Annotated in this window: 15 protein-coding genes; 8 read left to right on the top strand and 7 right to left on the bottom strand. The window is 54.2% G+C overall.

Annotated elements, in window-relative coordinates:
• Window positions 1-62: 62 nt before the first annotated feature.
• Window positions 63-854 carry an ABC transporter ATP-binding protein gene (locus CKL79_RS17780; RefSeq protein ID WP_121970914.1) on the top strand — a complete coding sequence of 264 codons (792 nt, stop codon included), beginning with the start codon at window positions 63-65 and terminating at the stop codon, window positions 852-854.
• Window positions 855-932: 78 nt separating this feature from the next.
• Here the strand turns inward: CKL79_RS17780 and CKL79_RS17775 are convergent, their stop codons facing one another.
• From CKL79_RS17775 to purD, 3 genes are all read right to left on the bottom strand, one after another.
• Window positions 933-1,928, bottom strand: a complete 996-nt coding sequence (locus tag CKL79_RS17775; protein WP_121970913.1) for a transaldolase — start codon at window positions 1,926-1,928, stop codon at window positions 933-935.
• Window positions 1,929-2,166: 238 nt separating this feature from the next.
• Window positions 2,167-4,095, bottom strand: coding sequence for a two-component system sensor histidine kinase NblS (gene nblS / locus CKL79_RS17770; RefSeq protein ID WP_121970912.1), 1,929 nt, complete (start codon window positions 4,093-4,095; stop codon window positions 2,167-2,169).
• Window positions 4,096-4,224: 129 nt separating this feature from the next.
• On the bottom strand, window positions 4,225-5,520 hold the full coding sequence (gene purD, locus CKL79_RS17765; RefSeq protein ID WP_121970911.1) for a phosphoribosylamine--glycine ligase: 1,296 nt from the start codon (window positions 5,518-5,520) through the stop codon (window positions 4,225-4,227).
• 264 nt (window positions 5,521-5,784) lie between these two features.
• Here purD and CKL79_RS17760 point away from each other — a divergent pair, with 264 nt between their 5' ends.
• Window positions 5,785-5,973, top strand: a complete 189-nt coding sequence (locus tag CKL79_RS17760) for a hypothetical protein (protein WP_121970910.1) — start codon at window positions 5,785-5,787, stop codon at window positions 5,971-5,973.
• Between the two features lie 44 nt (window positions 5,974-6,017).
• Here the strand turns inward: CKL79_RS17760 and CKL79_RS17755 are convergent, their stop codons facing one another.
• From CKL79_RS17755 to CKL79_RS17745, 4 genes are all read right to left on the bottom strand, one after another.
• Complete coding sequence (locus CKL79_RS17755) at window positions 6,018-6,650, bottom strand: glutathione binding-like protein (protein ID WP_121970909.1); 633 nt, start codon at window positions 6,648-6,650, stop codon at window positions 6,018-6,020.
• 210 nt (window positions 6,651-6,860) lie between these two features.
• A complete protein-coding gene (locus tag CKL79_RS23250) occupies window positions 6,861-7,022 on the bottom strand; it encodes a hypothetical protein (protein WP_170944104.1) in 162 nt (53 codons plus the stop codon).
• A 172-nt stretch (window positions 7,023-7,194) separates the two neighbouring features.
• Window positions 7,195-9,108 (bottom strand): glutamine--fructose-6-phosphate transaminase (isomerizing), encoded by a 1,914-nt coding sequence (gene glmS / locus CKL79_RS17750; RefSeq protein WP_121970908.1) that lies wholly within the window; start codon window positions 9,106-9,108, stop codon window positions 7,195-7,197.
• Window positions 9,109-9,330: 222 nt separating this feature from the next.
• Complete coding sequence (locus CKL79_RS17745; protein WP_121970907.1) at window positions 9,331-10,611, bottom strand: family 10 glycosylhydrolase; 1,281 nt, start codon at window positions 10,609-10,611, stop codon at window positions 9,331-9,333.
• A 135-nt stretch (window positions 10,612-10,746) separates the two neighbouring features.
• Here CKL79_RS17745 and CKL79_RS17740 point away from each other — a divergent pair, with 135 nt between their 5' ends.
• The 6 genes from CKL79_RS17740 to CKL79_RS22915 all read left to right on the top strand — a co-directional run bounded on the left by CKL79_RS17740 (window position 10,747) and on the right by CKL79_RS22915 (window position 17,117).
• Window positions 10,747-11,988, top strand: a complete 1,242-nt coding sequence (locus CKL79_RS17740) for an FAD-dependent monooxygenase (RefSeq protein ID WP_121970906.1) — start codon at window positions 10,747-10,749, stop codon at window positions 11,986-11,988.
• Between the two features lie 63 nt (window positions 11,989-12,051).
• Window positions 12,052-13,815 (top strand): alpha/beta hydrolase, encoded by a 1,764-nt coding sequence (locus tag CKL79_RS17735; RefSeq protein ID WP_121970905.1) that lies wholly within the window; start codon window positions 12,052-12,054, stop codon window positions 13,813-13,815.
• Between the two features lie 64 nt (window positions 13,816-13,879).
• Window positions 13,880-14,233, top strand: coding sequence for a Spx/MgsR family RNA polymerase-binding regulatory protein (locus tag CKL79_RS17730; protein WP_121970904.1), 354 nt, complete (start codon window positions 13,880-13,882; stop codon window positions 14,231-14,233).
• Between the two features lie 3 nt (window positions 14,234-14,236).
• Window positions 14,237-15,781 (top strand): NAD(P)/FAD-dependent oxidoreductase, encoded by a 1,545-nt coding sequence (locus CKL79_RS17725; protein WP_121970903.1) that lies wholly within the window; start codon window positions 14,237-14,239, stop codon window positions 15,779-15,781.
• Window positions 15,782-16,016: 235 nt separating this feature from the next.
• Window positions 16,017-16,535 (top strand): DoxX family protein, encoded by a 519-nt coding sequence (locus CKL79_RS17720; RefSeq protein ID WP_121970902.1) that lies wholly within the window; start codon window positions 16,017-16,019, stop codon window positions 16,533-16,535.
• Between the two features lie 246 nt (window positions 16,536-16,781).
• Window positions 16,782-17,117 carry a hypothetical protein gene (locus tag CKL79_RS22915; protein ID WP_141242229.1) on the top strand — a complete coding sequence of 112 codons (336 nt, stop codon included), beginning with the start codon at window positions 16,782-16,784 and terminating at the stop codon, window positions 17,115-17,117.
• Window positions 17,118-17,200 lie beyond the last annotated feature (83 nt).

Genomic DNA, 17,200 nt, shown 5'->3' with positions numbered 1-17,200 from the left:
TATAGGCAGCAACCCTGACCAGAACCGATCTCTATTTGCCAGATTAGACTGGTGGCTCTTTCATGCAAACTTTTCCAACGACTCTGACTCAGCCGCTTCAGCAAACCGCCCCTAAGCTGGAAATTCGCGGTATCACTCAGGTTTTTGGCAAAGGCAAGCAGGCAAAGATTGCGGTTGATAATGTCAGCTTAAAGCTGAGGCCGAACGAATTTAGCTGCGTAGTCGGGCCGTCAGGCTGCGGTAAGTCTACGCTGCTCAATATTGCTGCTGGCCTGAGGCGGGCAACCTCTGGAGAAATTTTTGTCGATGGCGAACCAGTCCCCGGGCCAGGGGCCGACCGGGGCATGGTCTTTCAAAACTACACGCTGTTTTCCTGGCTATCGGTGGCCGACAATATTGCGTTTGGCCTGAAGCTACAGGGCCTATCTAAAGCCGAACGGCGCAGTAAGGTGGCCTATTATCTGGATATCATCGGCCTCAGCGACTATGCCCAGGCTTATCCGAAAGCGCTCTCGGGTGGGATGAAGCAAAGGGTGGCGATCGCCCGTGCCCTCGCCAACGACCCCGAGGTGCTGCTAATGGACGAACCCTTTGGGGCGCTAGACTCGCAGACGAAAGAGCAGCTACAGGCATTCTTTCACGATCTCTGGGAGAAAACGCAGATCACGGTGCTGATGATCACCCACGACGTAGAAGAGGCGATCTTTCTCTCGCAGCAAGTGCATGTGATGGATCGTGGCGGCAAGCTGCGCGAAACGATAGGCATCAGCTTGCCGAGACATCGCGAGGTGGAGATGAAGCTAACGACCGAATTTTTAGACTACAAGCGCCAGGTGATTCGCGCGCTGCGGTAGTTACACCCATAAACCCGGCTAGTCCATGACAGACATAGCCGGGTTCAAAGGTTGGCTCAAATCATTAATCTAAGCAGTTTAGACGGCGGCAGCCTGCTGACCCATTCGAGTCAGGCGGTCAGCAAGCAATTGCTCTAGCTCTTCTAACGCCGTAGAGAAGCCCTCAATGCCTTCTGCTAGCTTTTCATTGGCCATGCGGTCAGCCGCATGCATTTCGTCAAAGGTGGCCTTGTCGATGGTTTTCTTCTCGATATCGAGATTTTCAGCCATATCAGGGCGGAGCTTGCGGGGCAGTTCGCCGTCGGTCTCGGCTAGCGGTGCCAATAGCTTGGGCGAAATAGTCAGCAGGTCGCAGCCTGCTAGCTCTTTGATCTCATCGACGTTTCGAAAGCTCGCGCCCATGATTTCGGTTTTGTAGCCAAACTTCTTGTAGTAGTTGTAGATTTCTGTGACTGACTGTACGCCCGGGTCTTCAGAAGGCGGGTAGCTGTCGCGACCGGTGTCTTTTTTATACCAGTCGAGGATGCGACCGACGAAGGGCGAAATCAGGGTGACCTTAGCTTCGGCGCAGGCGATCGCCTGATGCAGCCCAAACAGCAGCGTCAGATTGCAGTGGATGCCTTCTTGTTCAAGGACTTCGGCGGCTTTGATACCCTCCCAGGTAGAGGCGATTTTGATCAAGATGCGATCGCGGCTCACGCCTGCTTCTTCGTACTCGGCGATCAAATCGCGGGCCATTGCCAGCGTGCCTTCCATATCGTAAGACAGCCGAGCGTCCACTTCAGTCGAAACGCGCCCCGGAATAATTTCTAAAATGCGCTTACCAAACGCCACCGCTAGGTGCTTAAACGCTTCCATAGCGATTTCTTTATCGGCGGCGTCGGCATCGAGCGTGTCTTTGGCCCGCTGCAGCGTCTCATCGACAATGCTTTGATACTGAGGCAGCCCAGCTGCAGTGGTAATCAGCGAAGGATTGGTCGTCGTATCGCGCGGGGTAAATTCTTCGATTGCGCCAATGTCACCGGTATCGGCAACGACAACCGTCATTTCTTTTAGCTGAGATAGCAAACTCATAGGCTTCTCCGGAGTGTTCGTCTGCCCATCATTGTAATCAGCCCTATCCTAATCAGCGTCTCCCGAAAGACTTTGTTTAGATTGCGTTCGCCCAGAATACACAGCGCGAACCCGCCTCAATCCGTTGCTATGGTTAAATTCGCGCTTTACATGAGTCAATCAGCTCGGGCGATTTGACACCTGCTAAGATCAGTGACAATCTATCGCTTTCATGACATTCAATAGGGTATGAAACCTGTCAGCTAATCTTGAGGGCAGGCCGCGTGGCTACCACCGTATACTCAGCCAGGTCATAGACCGGCAGATCAAACCAAAAGGTAGTACCGACGCCAACCTCGCTCACCAGATTGATCTGGCTGTTGTGCCGGTCCATAATGTTTTTCACAATCGAGAGCCCCAGACCCGTGCCCTCTAGCGTATGCACCCGGTTTTCAACCCGAAAAAACCGATCAAAAATAGCCACCTGATCTTCTTTGTCAATGCCCAGCCCAGTATCGCCGATCTCAATGCGCACATTCTGAATCAGCTGCGGATTGATGCTCGGGGCTCGATAGGCACGAATCACCACATGGCCGCCCGCTGGCGTAAACTTCAGCGCATTGCCTACCAGGTTGCCAAACACCTGCAGCAGCAGATCGTAATTGCCCAGGCTGGCGGGCAGCTGATCTTCAATGTCTTTTTCCAGGGTGATTTGCTTGTCTCGGGCGTTTAGCTGGTAGGTTCGCAGCACCTGATCGATGGGCTGATGCACCTCTACCGCTGCAAACTCATAGCGGCGGCTAGACTCCAGGCGGGAAAGATCGAGCACGTCATTCACCAGACGGCTGAGCCGGTCAGTTTCGTTATTAGCTGTTGCCAAAAACTCCTTGCGCTCAGTCTCGCTGAGGTCTTCACCGTATTCGTGCAGCGTTTCGATAAACGATTTGATATTAAATAGCGGGGTGCGCAGCTCGTGAGAAACGTTGCTGATAAAGTGGCTCTTAGCTTCGTTCAGGGCGACTTCACGAGTGATATCTTGCAGCGTGATCGCCATACCTTTGACGTTTTCTCGCGACTGGTCGAGTACCGTATTTAGCAAGACTCGCAGCGTCCGGTTGTCTTCGCCCAAGAAAACGCGAAACTCGCTGCCCTCATGCGATTCTCCTGTGGTTGCCTGTACCAGTGATGGCGCTATCTGAGCGCGCACTTCGGGCGGCAACTGATCTAAAATGCTGCCGCTGAGCGCCGTGTTTACTTCCCAACCCAGCATTCGCCGGGCGGCAACATTCGCCAGCACCAAGTTAGTCGCCCCGTCTAGTAAGATTGCCCCGTCAGCAATGGTCGAGACCAGGCTCTCTAGCTTGGCCTTTTCTGCTGTCAGCTCTTCAATATTTTGCTCTTCGTAGCGCTCTAAGCGCTCTGCCATATCGTTAAAGCTGTAGATCAGCTCGCCGAGTTCGCCGCCTAAGGGCAGGTCTATGCGCTGCTTGAAGTTGCCTGCAGCAATATTTTTTACCCCCAGCAGCAGCTCTTTAATTGGCTGCGTAATCGTCAGCGCGTTGATCACAGCGCCTAAGATCACCATCACCCAAATCGAGACAAAGACAGCAATGGTGACATCGCGAGTGAGGTGAGAGGAGGCGACAACAGTGGGGTTAGGGTTGATTCCCATCGCCAACATGCCTTTATACTGGCCGTCAATGGTGAGCGGCACAAAGACATCGGTGACCATGCCCGCTGGCGTCAGGTGCTGACGGACCATCGGCGAATCGGCGCTACTGGTGTAGTGGGCCGGTAGCTTCATCCGTCGCCGCAGTGTGAGTGAGCTTTGGACGGCGGGCTCAGAGTAGGGAATGCCAAAGAAAATCTCGCCGTCTTGATCGGCGTAGAGCATGTAGCGAACGTTAGAGGTATTTTCGTAAAAGCTATACGAAAAGCGGGCCAGCTCTGAGCGGTCGTTGGTTTCGATTAGCGGCGCGACGTTAGCAGCTAGCAGCAGCCCTATGTCGCGGCCAAAGCGGGTGTCATTGAGCTGGGCGTCTTGTTGAATGGTGTTGACTGCCCAAAAAGTGAGGCCGCTCATAATCAGCGAAACCAGCAGGGTGGCTCCGGCCATCAGCCGCGTCTGCAGGGTGAAATCGCTCCACCAGCTGACAAATAAGGCTTTAAATTGACTGAAAAGTTGCATGGCGGCTGTGTTCTGCGATTTCTGGCTAGACGCAGCTAGGCTGTCTATCGCCGAAAAAGCATTGTCCTGAAGTAGGCATTACGGGTGATCACGGGCGGGTGGTTCTATTCTAAACGGCGATCGCCCTGCCTAGCCTTTCACCCGGCAACCAATATCACGGCGGTAGTAGCTACCTGGAAAGTCAATTTTATCAACCGCGCTGTAGGCTTTTGCCAGTGCCGCATCGAAGTCAGGTGCCATAGCCGTTATCCCCAGCACTCTGCCGCCTGTGCTTTTGAGCTGACCTTGGCTGAGCCGGGTGCCTGCGTGAAAGACCATCGTATCGTCAGCGGCAGATTCAGCCGCGTCTATCCCGTTGATAGACAGCCCCTTTTCATAGTCACCCGGGTAGCCCTCAGCTGCCATTACCACACAGGCCGAGGCCGCATCCTTCCAGGCAAAAGGCGGTAGATTCTCCAATCGCTGCTCACAGCAGGCCAAAACAATCTCATCTAAAGGCGTTTCTAGTAGAGGCAGTACCGCCTGCGTCTCCGGATCGCCAAAGCGACAGTTAAATTCAATCACCTTAAGTTCCACCGCTCCGGTCTCGCTAGCGGGCATCACAATCAGCCCAGCGTAAAGCACACCGCGATAGTCAATCCCCCGCGCCTGCAGTCCCTTCAGCGTCGGCTCTAGCACTTCTGTTTGCACTCGCGCTAGCAGATCAGGCGGCATCACCGGGGTCGGGGCGTAAGCTCCCATACCGCCTGTATTTGGGCCGGTATCGCCTTCGCCAATTTGCTTGTGATCTTGAGCGGGTAGCAGCGGCCTGATTGTCAGGCCATCGGTCACCGCTAGCACGGAGACTTCTTGCCCTGATAAAAATTCTTCGATCACGACCTGCTTGCCAGCCGCCCCAAACTGACCGTCAAAGACGGCGTGAATGGCCGCTACTGCATCCTCAATTTCTTTAGCGACGGTCACGCCTTTACCGGCTGCTAGCCCGTCCGCTTTGACGACAATCGGTGCGCCCTGCTGCTGGACGTAGGCGATCGCCTGCTCGGCATCGGTAAATACTGCCGAGGCTGCCGTCGGCACATTTGCCTGGGCCATCAGCGCTTTTGCCCAAGCCTTGCTGGACTCGATCTGCGCGCCGTCTTGACCCGGGCCAAATACTTTTACCTGCTGCGCTCTGAGGGCATCTGCCAGACCGTCAGCCAGCGGCTGCTCCGGCCCCACCAGGACAAAAGCCATATTGTTGACCTGCACGCAGCGGACAATGCCCTCAATATCGCTAGGCACCATTGCCACATTGCGACAGCCGGGCAGCCGAGCGGTGCCGCCATTGCCTGGAATACAGACAACCTCGGTCACCCTAGCTGATTGCAGCAGCTTCCAGGCTAGCGCGTGCTCACGTCCGCCTCCCCCGATGACAATTGCTTTCATAAGTTGAGGAAATCCTGCAGAAATCAGCGCTCAATCAGGCTCTATTGTCGCATCAAAACTGCACCATCAGGGTTTTGACTTACCTGCCAAGGCAAACTATCCATCGGCGTGTAAAGCTTCTTTACGCACAGTTGGGTCTTGTATTAAGCGCTGTGATAGCTTCTTAATACATTCCTCTGACAGACAAGTTTGCCTTTACACGTAATTCTTCTGGAGAAAAAGACAGTGCCTAGTTTAAAGCCATCTTCTGAGCAGACTGCATCAATGTCAGCCACGGCAGACCGCGAAGACTTTAGCGAATACGTTGCTCATCTGCAGCTGCATATGGCTCTGCAAGCGCGTAATTTGGTCCCGACTCTATCTGCCGGTAAGGGCCAGCCCGATCCGCGCCAGTCTATGCTGCAGCAGACCCAGGCTGACATTGAGAAGCTCGTTTCCCGTCAGGCTTTTTAGTAGGTCTTCAGGTAAATAGGGCTGCAGGGCTTTGGAGCAGGCAGCTACGAATTAATCGCTTCAGCTATTTTGTAAGCAGCCTGCACCGCTGGCCGTGCCTGAATCGTTTCAAACCAGCGCTTAAGATGGGGAAAATCGCCGAGGTCTTGTCCCTGACGCTCATAGCCGGTAATCCAGGGGTAGCAGGCCATATCGGCGATAGAGTAATCGCCTGCCACAAATTCGCGATCACGTAGCCGCTGGTTGAGCACCCCATAGAGCCGCGCTGTTTCTTTGACATAGCGCTCAATGGCGTAAGGAATTTTCTCAGGTGCGTAGATGGCAAAGTGATGGTTTTGCCCTAGCATTGGCCCCAGTCCGCCCATTTGCCAGTTGAGCCACTGCAGCACCTCTACTCGGCCAGGCCCCTCTGCAGGCATAAACTTACCCGTCTTCTCAGCCAAATATTGCAGAATCGCCCCGGATTCAAAAACGCTGATAGGGCTATCTCCCGTCTCAGGATCGGCATCTACAATCGCTGGAATTCTATTGTTTGGCAAAATTTTGAGAAACTCAGGATCAAACTGGTCGCCTTTACCAATATTGATCGGGTGAATCGTGTAGGGCAGGTCGGCCTCTTCGAGGAAAATCGTAATTTTGTGACCGTTGGGCGTTGTCCAATAGTAGAGATCGATCATGCTGCAGGATACGGCAAGGCCGCCATAGAGAAACTATAGAAACGATACTGTGGGTTGGCACTTTTGAGTCAAGCCTGCGCGCGACCAAACGCATGCCTGGCGACCAAGACATTTCTACCTCGGCCGCCAGACAAACTAGCGATGCACCTGAATTTAACCGAACGGTGGGGCAAGCCCTAGACCGCCCGCCGCTATGTCCGCCGCTATGACTTAATTACCGCGCGCGTCGCGATTGTGACGAACCAGGTCAGTCAGGCTAGCGCCCTCTGGCAGGCTCTGAGTAGTTGAGATCTGGCCAGATGCAGAGGCAATCGGGGCAAAGGCTGCCGCCACTAACATCACCATGGAAGTAGAAAGGATAAGGCGTTTCATAATGGGTGTCTCCTAATAGCGAGATTTTTTAATTCGTCACTTATTAGGATGACCCGCGCGGCTGAAGCTTCCCTGAACCCTTTCTGAGAAACCTGCCAGAGTTTGATGAGAAATATTAGTATTCCCTGATACAATCCTGAGAAAAATTGTATTCCTTAATACTTTTTCGGCGCTATTCTACAGTGACCGACTTTGCCAGGTTTCGGGGCTGATCGACATCTAGACCGCGTCGAGCAGCGATGTGATAAGACAGCAGCTGCAGCGGCACAACGGTAAGCACTGGCGAAAGCAATTCGTCGACAACCGGAACGGGCAGCAGTGCATCAAAGGTTTCTTCGGCCTCCGGGTCATTCATCGGCACGACGCCGATCAGCCGGGCGTCTCGGGCTTTGGCTTCTTGTGCGTTGGAGAGCACCTTTTCGTAGACGCTGCCCAGAGTGGCGATCGCCACCACCGGCACTTTCTCATCGAGCAGTGCGATTGGCCCATGCTTCATCTCGCCTGCCGGATATCCCTCAGCGTGGATATAGCTGATTTCCTTGAGTTTGAGTGCGCCTTCTAGCGCGATCGGGTAGTTAATGCCCCGACCAATAAAGATAAAGTCCTGAGTCTCCGAAAAATTGTGAGACAGCTCCTCTACATAGCGCTCCTGACTTTCTAAAACCTGCTCCAGCTGCGCAGGCAACTGCCGCAGCCCTTGAATAATCTCAGCCAGGCGAGTCAGTGAAATCGTCTGTCGCCGGTAGGCCAGCTCTAGCGACAAAAAGTAAAACGCCATCAGCTGCGCGACAAACGTTTTAGTCGCGGCAACGCCAATTTCAATACCTGCCTGGGTACCCATTACATGAGGGATCAATCGGCCCAGAGAACTGTCTACTCGGTTAGTTATCCCTAACATGCGCGGGGCAAATTGCGCCTCGCCGCTGGCAGCGCGACGGGTTTGTTCCATCTCTAGCGCAGCCAGAGTGTCGGCAGTTTCTCCCGACTGGGTGACGCCGATGGTGAGCGTGTTGGGCATCAGCGGCGCGGGCGCATAGCGAAACTCAGAGGCATACTGTACAAAGGTTGGAATGCCCGAGACCTGCTCTAGCAGATATTTGCCGACTAAGCTCGCGTGCCAGCTCGTGCCACAGGCCAGAATTTGAATATGCTGCAGGTCGTCCAAAAGGGCGTCGGGGAGATTGAGGCGAATAGGAGATTGCTTGCTTTCAGTCGTCCAATCGGTATCCAGGTAGGTCTCTAAGCAGGTGCGCACCACGCCTGGCTGCTCATAGATCTCTTTGAGCATGAAGTGCTTGAACCCCTGCTTTTCCACCATGATGGGGTTCCAGTTCAGAGTTTGGGGCTTTTTCTTTAGCCGGTGGCCGGTAAAGTCGTAGACCTCTACACCTGTCGGCGTCAGGCGGGCGAGTTCACCATTTTCTAGCGTCAGCACCGCCTGAGTGTAGGGCATAATCGCTGGCGTATCGGAGGCGCAGAAAAATTCGCCCTGACCAAAGCCAATGGCCAGCGGCGCTTGCTGACGAACCACAATCAGCTCATCGGGAAAGTCTACCGAGATGATGGCCAGCGCAAAGGCCCCGCGCAAACGGTTCACCGCCTGACGCGAAGCTTCTAGCAGGTGCGACTGCTCAGTGAGCTCCGTGATCGCAGGGTCATGACTCGCAGGATTTTCTAGGTATTCAGCAATCAGGTGCGGAATCACCTCGGTATCGGTATCTGATCGAAACTGATGGCCTTTGGCTTTTAGCTCTGCGCGTAGCTCGCGGTAATTTTCGATGATGCCGTTTTGTACAACAGCAATTCGCTCTTGGGTATCGGTATGGGGGTGGGCGTTGTGCTCTTCTGGCTTGCCGTGAGTCGCCCAGCGGGTGTGGCCGATACCTAAGCGAGCTGGGTCTTCGAGCCCTTCTAGCTTAGTTTGCAGGTTTTTAAGCTTGCCTTTGGCCCGAGTGCGCTGGAGCCGGCCTTCGCTGATGGTGGCGACGCCAGCCGAATCGTAGCCCCGGTATTCTAAGGTTTTTAGCCCTTCGATTAAAATACTGCTAGCGGCCCTGGTGCCAATATATCCAACGATTCCGCACATGCTGATACTCCTTACAAAAGCCTACGGCAAGTTGACCTACACAGGTTAGCCGATAAAGCTAGTCTGCGCAGATCATCTAAGCGTAGATTACGCTAACTGAAGCTTGTTAGGAGAATAGATAATGCTGACGACTGCGATCGCATCAACGGTACAGCCCTTTTAGATCGTAGAGCTCACCGTACAAAAGTTCTATAGAGAACGGTGCGATCGCCAACAAAATTCTCAAGAAAATCTCTCTGACAGCGTTTGCCAAACTGTCTGAGCGCTGCCGCCTTTAAATATCCATAGCGTTGTCTCCCAGCAAAAAAAGGCAACCCCGCGATAGCCCGCCGCTTGAACAGCCTGAATCTCTTTATCTAGCTGCTCAATCGGTTTGGATTGTAAGAATGGCCCCGTGTACAGACCAATAGCGATGGGCACCTGTTCGCGCAAACTATAGAAGCCGCTGTTGTAAAGGTCATTTTCTAAGGTAGCGAGACTTTCGCGATAGATTTGGACAACAACTTCGTCAACCAGACCTAACTCGACCCAGCGCACCCAGTCTTGCAAATACTTGCCATAGGCAAAATTAGGCGGATTAGGAGAGACCGAGACAATCGCTTTAGGATTGGCTTGCTTAACCGCGAGTGTGATTTTCTCTAAAAGCTGAGTGATCCGATTGGCTCGCCAGGCCACCCACTCTGCATTGTTCTCGTCTGTAGGGGGCGCTGCGCCGTCGTGCTCGGCCTTGTATAGCTCCTCAGTATAAGGATCGTAGCCAAAGGCAACCGGCAGGCCAAAGTGATCGTCTAGCTGAATGCCATCGACCGGGTAGCGCGCGACAACTTCGACAATCAGGTCAGTGAGAAACTGCTGTACTTCCGGGTGAAAGGGGTTTAGCCAGGCCAGGTTGCCCCCTATGATCTCCCTCTGGAAGTTTCTGATGGGTTCGGGCGGTAGGGGGTTTGGCGTCAGCGGATTTTGTACGGTCTCGCCAAAGCGGTTGGTGGTGAGCCAGTCGGGGTGAGCCAGCGCGATCGCTGCTGTCTCCGGTATCATCAGCCCATATTCAAACCAGGGCACAATCCGCAGATGCTGACGATGCGCCTGATGCACAAAGCCAGCTAGCACGTCATCTCCGGGCACCAGCGGCAGATCGGTCGTCACATCTCGCAGCACGCCGCCAGCGGCTTTGGCTATCTGGCTTGGGTGGAGCGTGTAGCCCCGATTCCAAACGCAAGGGTAAAGCGTATTCAGACCGTGCTTAGCCAGATTTGCTACCACTTCGTCAGTGCGCAGCGTGTAGTACATCATCGATGCGCCCAGGTTGGTCATCCACACGCCTCTGATCTCGTCAGTCGCAACGAGTGTCACGACCGGGGCCTGCCAGAGGGCGATCGCTCCCCACAGGGCGACCAAAAACAGCGCCAAGCGTCTCCAGAGAGTCAGTTTGGCTTTGGCTTTGGCTTTGGCTTTGGCTCTGGCTTTGGCTTTGGCTCTGGGTTTGGCTTCGGGTTTGACCACGAGGTTCCTTAAGTTGCAAATCGCTGGTGCGGGGCCAGCACCGTTCTCTTCAAACGATAGAGGTTCAATTTCGGCAGATGCCTGAATATAGGGGATGGGTTTCCGTTCAGCCGCCTGCTGACTTACGCTTTATCTATGAAACATATTGCGATCGCCGGAGCCGGACCTGCCGGAGCAGCCACCGCCCTACTGCTGGCTCAACAGGGTATGCAGGTCACCTTACTAGAGCAAGAAACGGCCTTCGACCGGGTGTTTCGCGGTGAAGGGCTGATGCCAGCCGGGTTAGACGCGCTCTATCAGATGGGGCTAAAAGAGACGTTTGCGCAGATTCCGTCTCGCCAGCTAGACGCCTGGGATTTTTACGTGGGCGGGCGACGGCGAATGCGCGTGGTAGAACCCGATCGGAGAGGGCTGGCAACTCAGATTATCGATCAGGGGGCACTGCTGATCGCGATGGTGGAGCAGGCTAAGACGCTGTCAAATTTTGAATTTTATCCGGGCTGGCGAGTGAGTGAGCTGTTACGGGGAGATCGCGGTGAAGTGATCGGCCTTCGAGCGGCTCGTCAAGGCCAAAGCCAAGACTTTTTGGTAGATGCGGTGATTGCCTGCGACGGTCGCTATTCTCGTTTGCGTCAGCTCGCAGGACTACAAATAGATAAGTCATCTGCGCAGTTTGATGTGCTCTGGTTTAAGCTACCTGCCCCGCCTTCACTTGCAGAGGAAACGCCGTTTGTCGCCTGTTTGCAGCCGCAGCGACAGTTTGCCTTTTATCCTTCTTGGGATGGCCGCTTGCAGATTGGCTGGATTGTTGAAAAAAAATCAAAGCAAGCACTAGCTAAGCTGAAGAATCGCGACTGGATAGAAGAATTTGCGCAGGCGCTGCCGCCTGACTTAGCCGCTCACTTTCGCCAGCACAAAGATGAGCTAGAAGGCCCGATTTATCTCGATGTGCAGGTTGGCTGCTGCCCGCAGTGGAGCATTCCCGGTCTGCTGCTGATTGGCGATGCGGCTCATCCGATGGCTCCCAACCGCGCTCAGGGCATCAATATGGCGCTGCGCGATGCGATTGTTGTGGCTAATCACCTGGCTGGTGTTGCTGAGTCAGATGGGCCGATCCGGACGGAGACTCTGCAAGCTATTCAGGCGGAGCGTCAGCCTGAGATTGAGGCGGTACAAAAGATGCAGCTGGCTGAGTGGCGGAAGGTGGCGCTGATCTCGCAGCCAGGGCTGCCGTATCTGACGTTTAAGGCGATCGCTACCGCCTTTGGTCGCTTTCGGTTTGCCCAAGCTATTTGGCTGCATGAGCAGAAGGGGTTGCGTGAAGGCGTGCTGCCGGTAAAGCTCCACTTAACGAAAGCGCTAAGCTCGTTAGGTTAGATGATAAAATTTCGCCGGGGCATCTGCATAGCTTTTCTGCACGTTTGGAATTAAGAGCGCTGAATGAGAAAACTAACCCATCCTCTGACGATCCTTGGTTTATCCCGGTTTCGGGTTCGTACCGCCGCGCTTTTGAGCGGTCTCTGTCTGAGTGGACTGCTGCCCCTGACAATGGTCAAATCGGCAGCGGCAGCTGAACGAGTCACCCTCACCTATGGCTTTCTTGAGATTTCTACCTCGGTAGAGGCGCTGCGGGCCTATGGGGAGAATGGCACGGTCGATGCGGAGCTAGCTCCCTACCTGCGCTTGCTGAGTGAGGATCAGCGATCGCAGTTCCGTCAGGCCCTGCAAGTGCGTCAGAACAACATCGGCCCGGCCCAGCTTTCTCAGTTTTTATATTCTTCTATCGGGCAAAATATTTTGCGCTATGCGGGCGGCGTAGTGCGGACTGCCGGGCGGCGTGACGGGGCTAAAGGGCTCAGAGGGGCGCTGGTGTTGGCAGCGGCGGAACCTGAGGGTCTGTCGCTGTTGGGCGTGATTGAAAACTTTCCGACGAGAACGGTGCGGATCGATTCGCTGCGAGGGTTTCAGATCCTTGGTTCGCTAACAAATTTGGTCGAAGAGACGACCCGGGCGATCGCCGCCATCGAAAATCAGTCGGATCAATCAGCCTTTCCGCCGACCAGCCCTCTACCTGACCTGACTCAGCCTGGGCCTTTTCAGGTCAGCGTTCAAACCCTGGAAATTTACGATAGTGAGCGCGATCGCACCTTGCCGACCGATCTCTATTTGCCCGCTCGGCCAGACAGCTCGCCCGCCCCGCTAATTGTGATTTCTCATGGGCTCTCGGGCGATCGCACCGGCTTTGTCAACGTTGCTCAGCATCTGGCCAGCTATGGGTTTGCCGTAGCTGCGCTAGATCATCCGGGGAGCGATCGCCGCCAGCTAGAAGACTTACTCAGCGGCGCAGCCCGCGAAATTGCCAAACCCACCGAATTTGCTGACCGGCCTCGCGATGTCTCTTACCTCATCGACGAACTCACCCAACTGAGCGCAGCCAACGGCCCTCTGGCCAACCGTTTAGAGACATCGCGAGTGGGCGTCATTGGCCATTCTTTTGGTGGCTATACGGCTCTAGCGCTAGCAGGCGCTCAGCTCAATTTTGAAACGCTACAAACCAACTGCGACTCAGAAGACTTTATCTTTAACGCGGCCAATCCTTCCATGCTGCTGCAATGCACTGCCCTCGCCGCCCCTGAGCAGTTCGCTGCCGACCTGCGAGACCCCCGAGTCCAGGCCGTGATGGCAATGAACCCGGTAGACAGCAGCCTGTTTGGGCAGGCAGGCTTTTCCAAAATTGACATTCCTATTCTCCTGGTTGCAGGCAGCGCTGACCCGGTGGCCCCTGCTCTGTTAGAGCAGATTCGCCCCTTCACCTGGCTAAATCAATCAGAGGCAACAGCGCCTACGCCAGATCAGTATCTCGCCCTGATTGAGGGCGGCTCCCACCTCTACGATGTCCCGAGTCTGGCTGAAAACGCTGATTCCCCTTTAACTAACCAGCTCGTCAGCAGTAACATTCCGCTGTCCTACAGCTATCTTCGGGCCTTGAGTTTGGGCTTTATGCAAACCGAAATCGCTCAAAATCTGAGCTATCGTGGTGCCCTGAGCGAGCCTTACATCAGCCGTCTCAGTCAGCCCGATTTGCCGCTCTATGTCGTAAACTCGCTAAGCGAAGCCGCGCTGACGGCCCCTCCCGCTGACAGCCCTGAAGATACCGGCGAAGAGACCGCCCCTCAACCGTCTGCACCCATAGAGCAGCCATGATCCCGACAATCTTGCTACGATCTGCTCTGTGCTCTCGCGATTGACCCCTCTAATCGAACCCTTTATGAGCCTGAAAGTTTACGGTATTCCTAACTGCGGCACCTGTAAAAAGGCGATCGCCTGGCTACAAGACCAAAACATCGCCTATGAATTTATCGACACCAAAACCCAGCCGCCCACCCCCGCCATGATTACTCAATGGGTCGCCGACCTCACCGCCCGGCCCATGCGCAATACCTCCGGTCAGTCTTACCGGGCCTTAGGCGAAGCCAAAAAAGAATGGAGCGATGCCCAGTGGATCGACGCCTTCGCTGAAGATGCCATGCTGCTCAAGCGGCCCCTGTTTGAAAAAGACGGCGAGGCGGTGATGGTTGGCTTTCGCGCCAAAGAAGAGGAAAAGCTGGCGAAACTTACTTAACCCATGCCCCCAGAACAAACAGACGTAGTCATTATCGGTAGCGGCATCGGCGGCCTGTGCTGCGCGGCGCTGCTGGCTCACTATGGCTTTCAGGTGACCGTCTGCGAAAGCCATACGCTACTAGGCGGCGCGGCTCATGGCTTTGAGCGAGAAGGCTATCGCTTTGACTCTGGCCCCTCGCTTTACTCTGGCCTGTCTTACAGCCCGTCTCCCAATCCGCTGCGGCAGGTGCTAGATATCATCGGCGAAGACCTCGCTTGGGCTAATTACGATACCTGGGGCTGTCGCTTTCCCGAAGGCGATTTTGAGACAGCCGTTGGAGCCGATCAGTTTTGTGAAATTTTGCAGAAATTGCGCGGTGAAAGCGCCGTCGCCGAGTGGCGCGAATTGCAGCGAGTGATGAAGCCGCTGGCGAGTGCAGCGATCGCCCTTCCCACTGCTGCCGTCCGGTTTGACTGGGGAGCCCTGCGCACCGTTGGCCCCTTTGCGCCGCAGTTGTTCAAACACGCCGCTAGCGCCCCAAAACTAGCCGGCCCCTTCAGCCGAATTATGGACGGCGTCGTCACCGATCCCTTTATTCGCAACTGGCTAGATATGCTGTGCTTTTTGTTGTCGGGCTTGCCCGCTAGCGGCACCAGCACTGCCGAAGTCGCTTTCATGTTTGCCGACTGGTATCGTCCCGGCGTTCAGCTCGACTACCCGATAGGGGGTTCAGCCGCGCTGGTTGCCGCGCTGACGAGGGGAATCACCAAACACGGCGGCAGAATCAAAACTGGCGCTCACGTCACTCAGATCAACACCCAAGACGGCCAGGCGACCGGGGTGAGACTGCGCGGCGGCGGCCTCATTCACGCTAGCCAGGCGGTGATTTCTAATGCGTCGATATGGGACACGCTGAAGCTGATTCCAGCCGGGGTGCTGCCGCAAAAATTTACCGACAAGCGGCAGGCGACTCCTACCTGTGAGAGCTTTATGCACCTGCATTTGGGCATAGAAGCTCAAGGACTGCCCGCTGATCTGGCCTGTCACTACATCGTGGTCAACGATTGGGAAAAAGGAATTACCGCGCCGCAAAATCTAATTTTGATCTCTATTCCCTCAGTGCTAGATCCTGACCTGGCTCCACCCGGGAAGCACACTCTGCATGTCTATACCCCAGGCAGTGAACCCTACGACTTGTGGCAGGGCATGGATCGCAGCAGCGCTGCTTACGCCGAGCAAAAGCAGTCGCGCTCAGAAGCGATGTGGCAGGCTTTAGAGCGAGTCATCCCCGATATTCGGCAGCGAACAGAGCTGAACCTGACGGGCACGCCCCTGACTCACGAACGCTATCTGCGGCGATATCAGGGCAGTTATGGACCCGCGATCGCAGCTGGCAAAGCCCTTTTCCCCGGCCCCAAAATGCCGATTGCGGGGCTGCTGTGCTGCGGCGACTCTACCTTCCCGGGTATTGGCTTGCCCGCAGTGGCCGCTAGCGGCATGATCGCAGCTCACAGCCTGGTCCCGGTTGATCTGCATCGGCAAACGCTCAAGTCTGTCGCTGGCTAAGCACGCATCTTCAAAATTCGAGATTAAGAAAGGCGAAAACCACGGTCAGATCACGACTCGTTCCCTCAGAAAAGTCTGAGAATCCTTTTGGAATACCGTCACAACACCCGGGAGTTCAAAAGGACGAAAAATCTATAAGCCTTGCGACGCAGGGAATTCTAATCCTTCACATAAGTAATAATAATTGTTATACTTATTTACACAAAGGTATAAATTCTTAATAATTATCATTCTCATGACAAACACTCCAAAACTGATAGGCTACATTTTTAAGCCTAACGTCAAGCTCAACCTCGCCTCACAGACTACGCTAGCCATCCTACGGGCCATCATCGGTATCATGATGATTCACAATGGCTTAGACAAGCTCGCCGATGTCGAAGGGTTCGCTCAGGCTTACGTTGCCTACATTGGTTTGCCCTTCCCGATCTTCTTCACATACGTGGCCGCTTACACCGAGCTGATCGGCGCACCGCTGCTGATCATCGGCTTGTTCGCCCGCCCAGCCGCCCTTGGTTTGCTGAGCACCATGTTTGTTGCCATGTATCACCACGTCAAGGTGGCGGGACTCAGCCTTCCTTACCTGGAGCTGTCTGCTGTCTATGCGGCTGCTTTCCTATTCTTCTCAGTCAACGGCGCGGGTTTGTTTTCCTTCGACGCCTTGATTGCCTACTGGCTAGACGGCACTTCTTTTTCAGCCAAGGCCAAGCAGCTCATGCGCATTAAATCTGCTGAAGAGACAGAGGCCGTATAGCGTCTGTCTTCTAGAAGGCTTGCTATAGGCTGAATTGCTATCGAGATTGTTTTGGTAGCGATCAAACCGACCCTAGTGTTCCACAGCGGAGGACTGGGGTCGGTTTTTGGGCACGAGCCGGACTAAATTGCCACCATGACACCGATTGAAAAAAGCCGCTAAACTAAAATAATGTTTAAACGTGAGTACTAGCAAACGTATTTTCTGTCTAGTAGTACCATTATAAAAATTTTCAGTGCCTATAGTATGTCTACTAAATTGAGAAAGGGTTTGATAAAACAAAAGAAATTAGTCAATGCTCTGATAGCTGCTATTAGCCTGGTTTCAATTGGCAATTTTAATTCTGAAGTTGTTGCTCAGAATAACTACTTCTCTGGAGGCTTTCCTCCGGCTTCTGGCAATGCAGGCAGAGTTATTAGACAAGTGCCTGAAGCATCGTTAGGCACACAACAGTATTACACAACTTACGTTAAAAGAGGCGCAGACGCTTGGAATGGAATTACATACAAGATATCAATTTCTTCCTCTTTATCAGGTGCATACGATGCCAGGGCTAAGGTAGTTGCCGGGGGTGTGACCTGAATTTGATGTAGGCTTAAAAAGCGAGAGAAAATCCATATTGGTTAATTTTGGCCCAAAACTGAGCCCATCTGCCTTGGGTATAA

It is taken from the genome of Leptolyngbya sp. BC1307 (assembly GCF_002286735.1).
Lineage (GTDB): Bacteria > Cyanobacteriota > Cyanobacteriia > Phormidesmidales > Phormidesmidaceae > Phormidesmis.
Note: the sequence above shows the minus strand (reverse complement) of the source record. Positions and strands in the feature narration are given on the sequence as shown.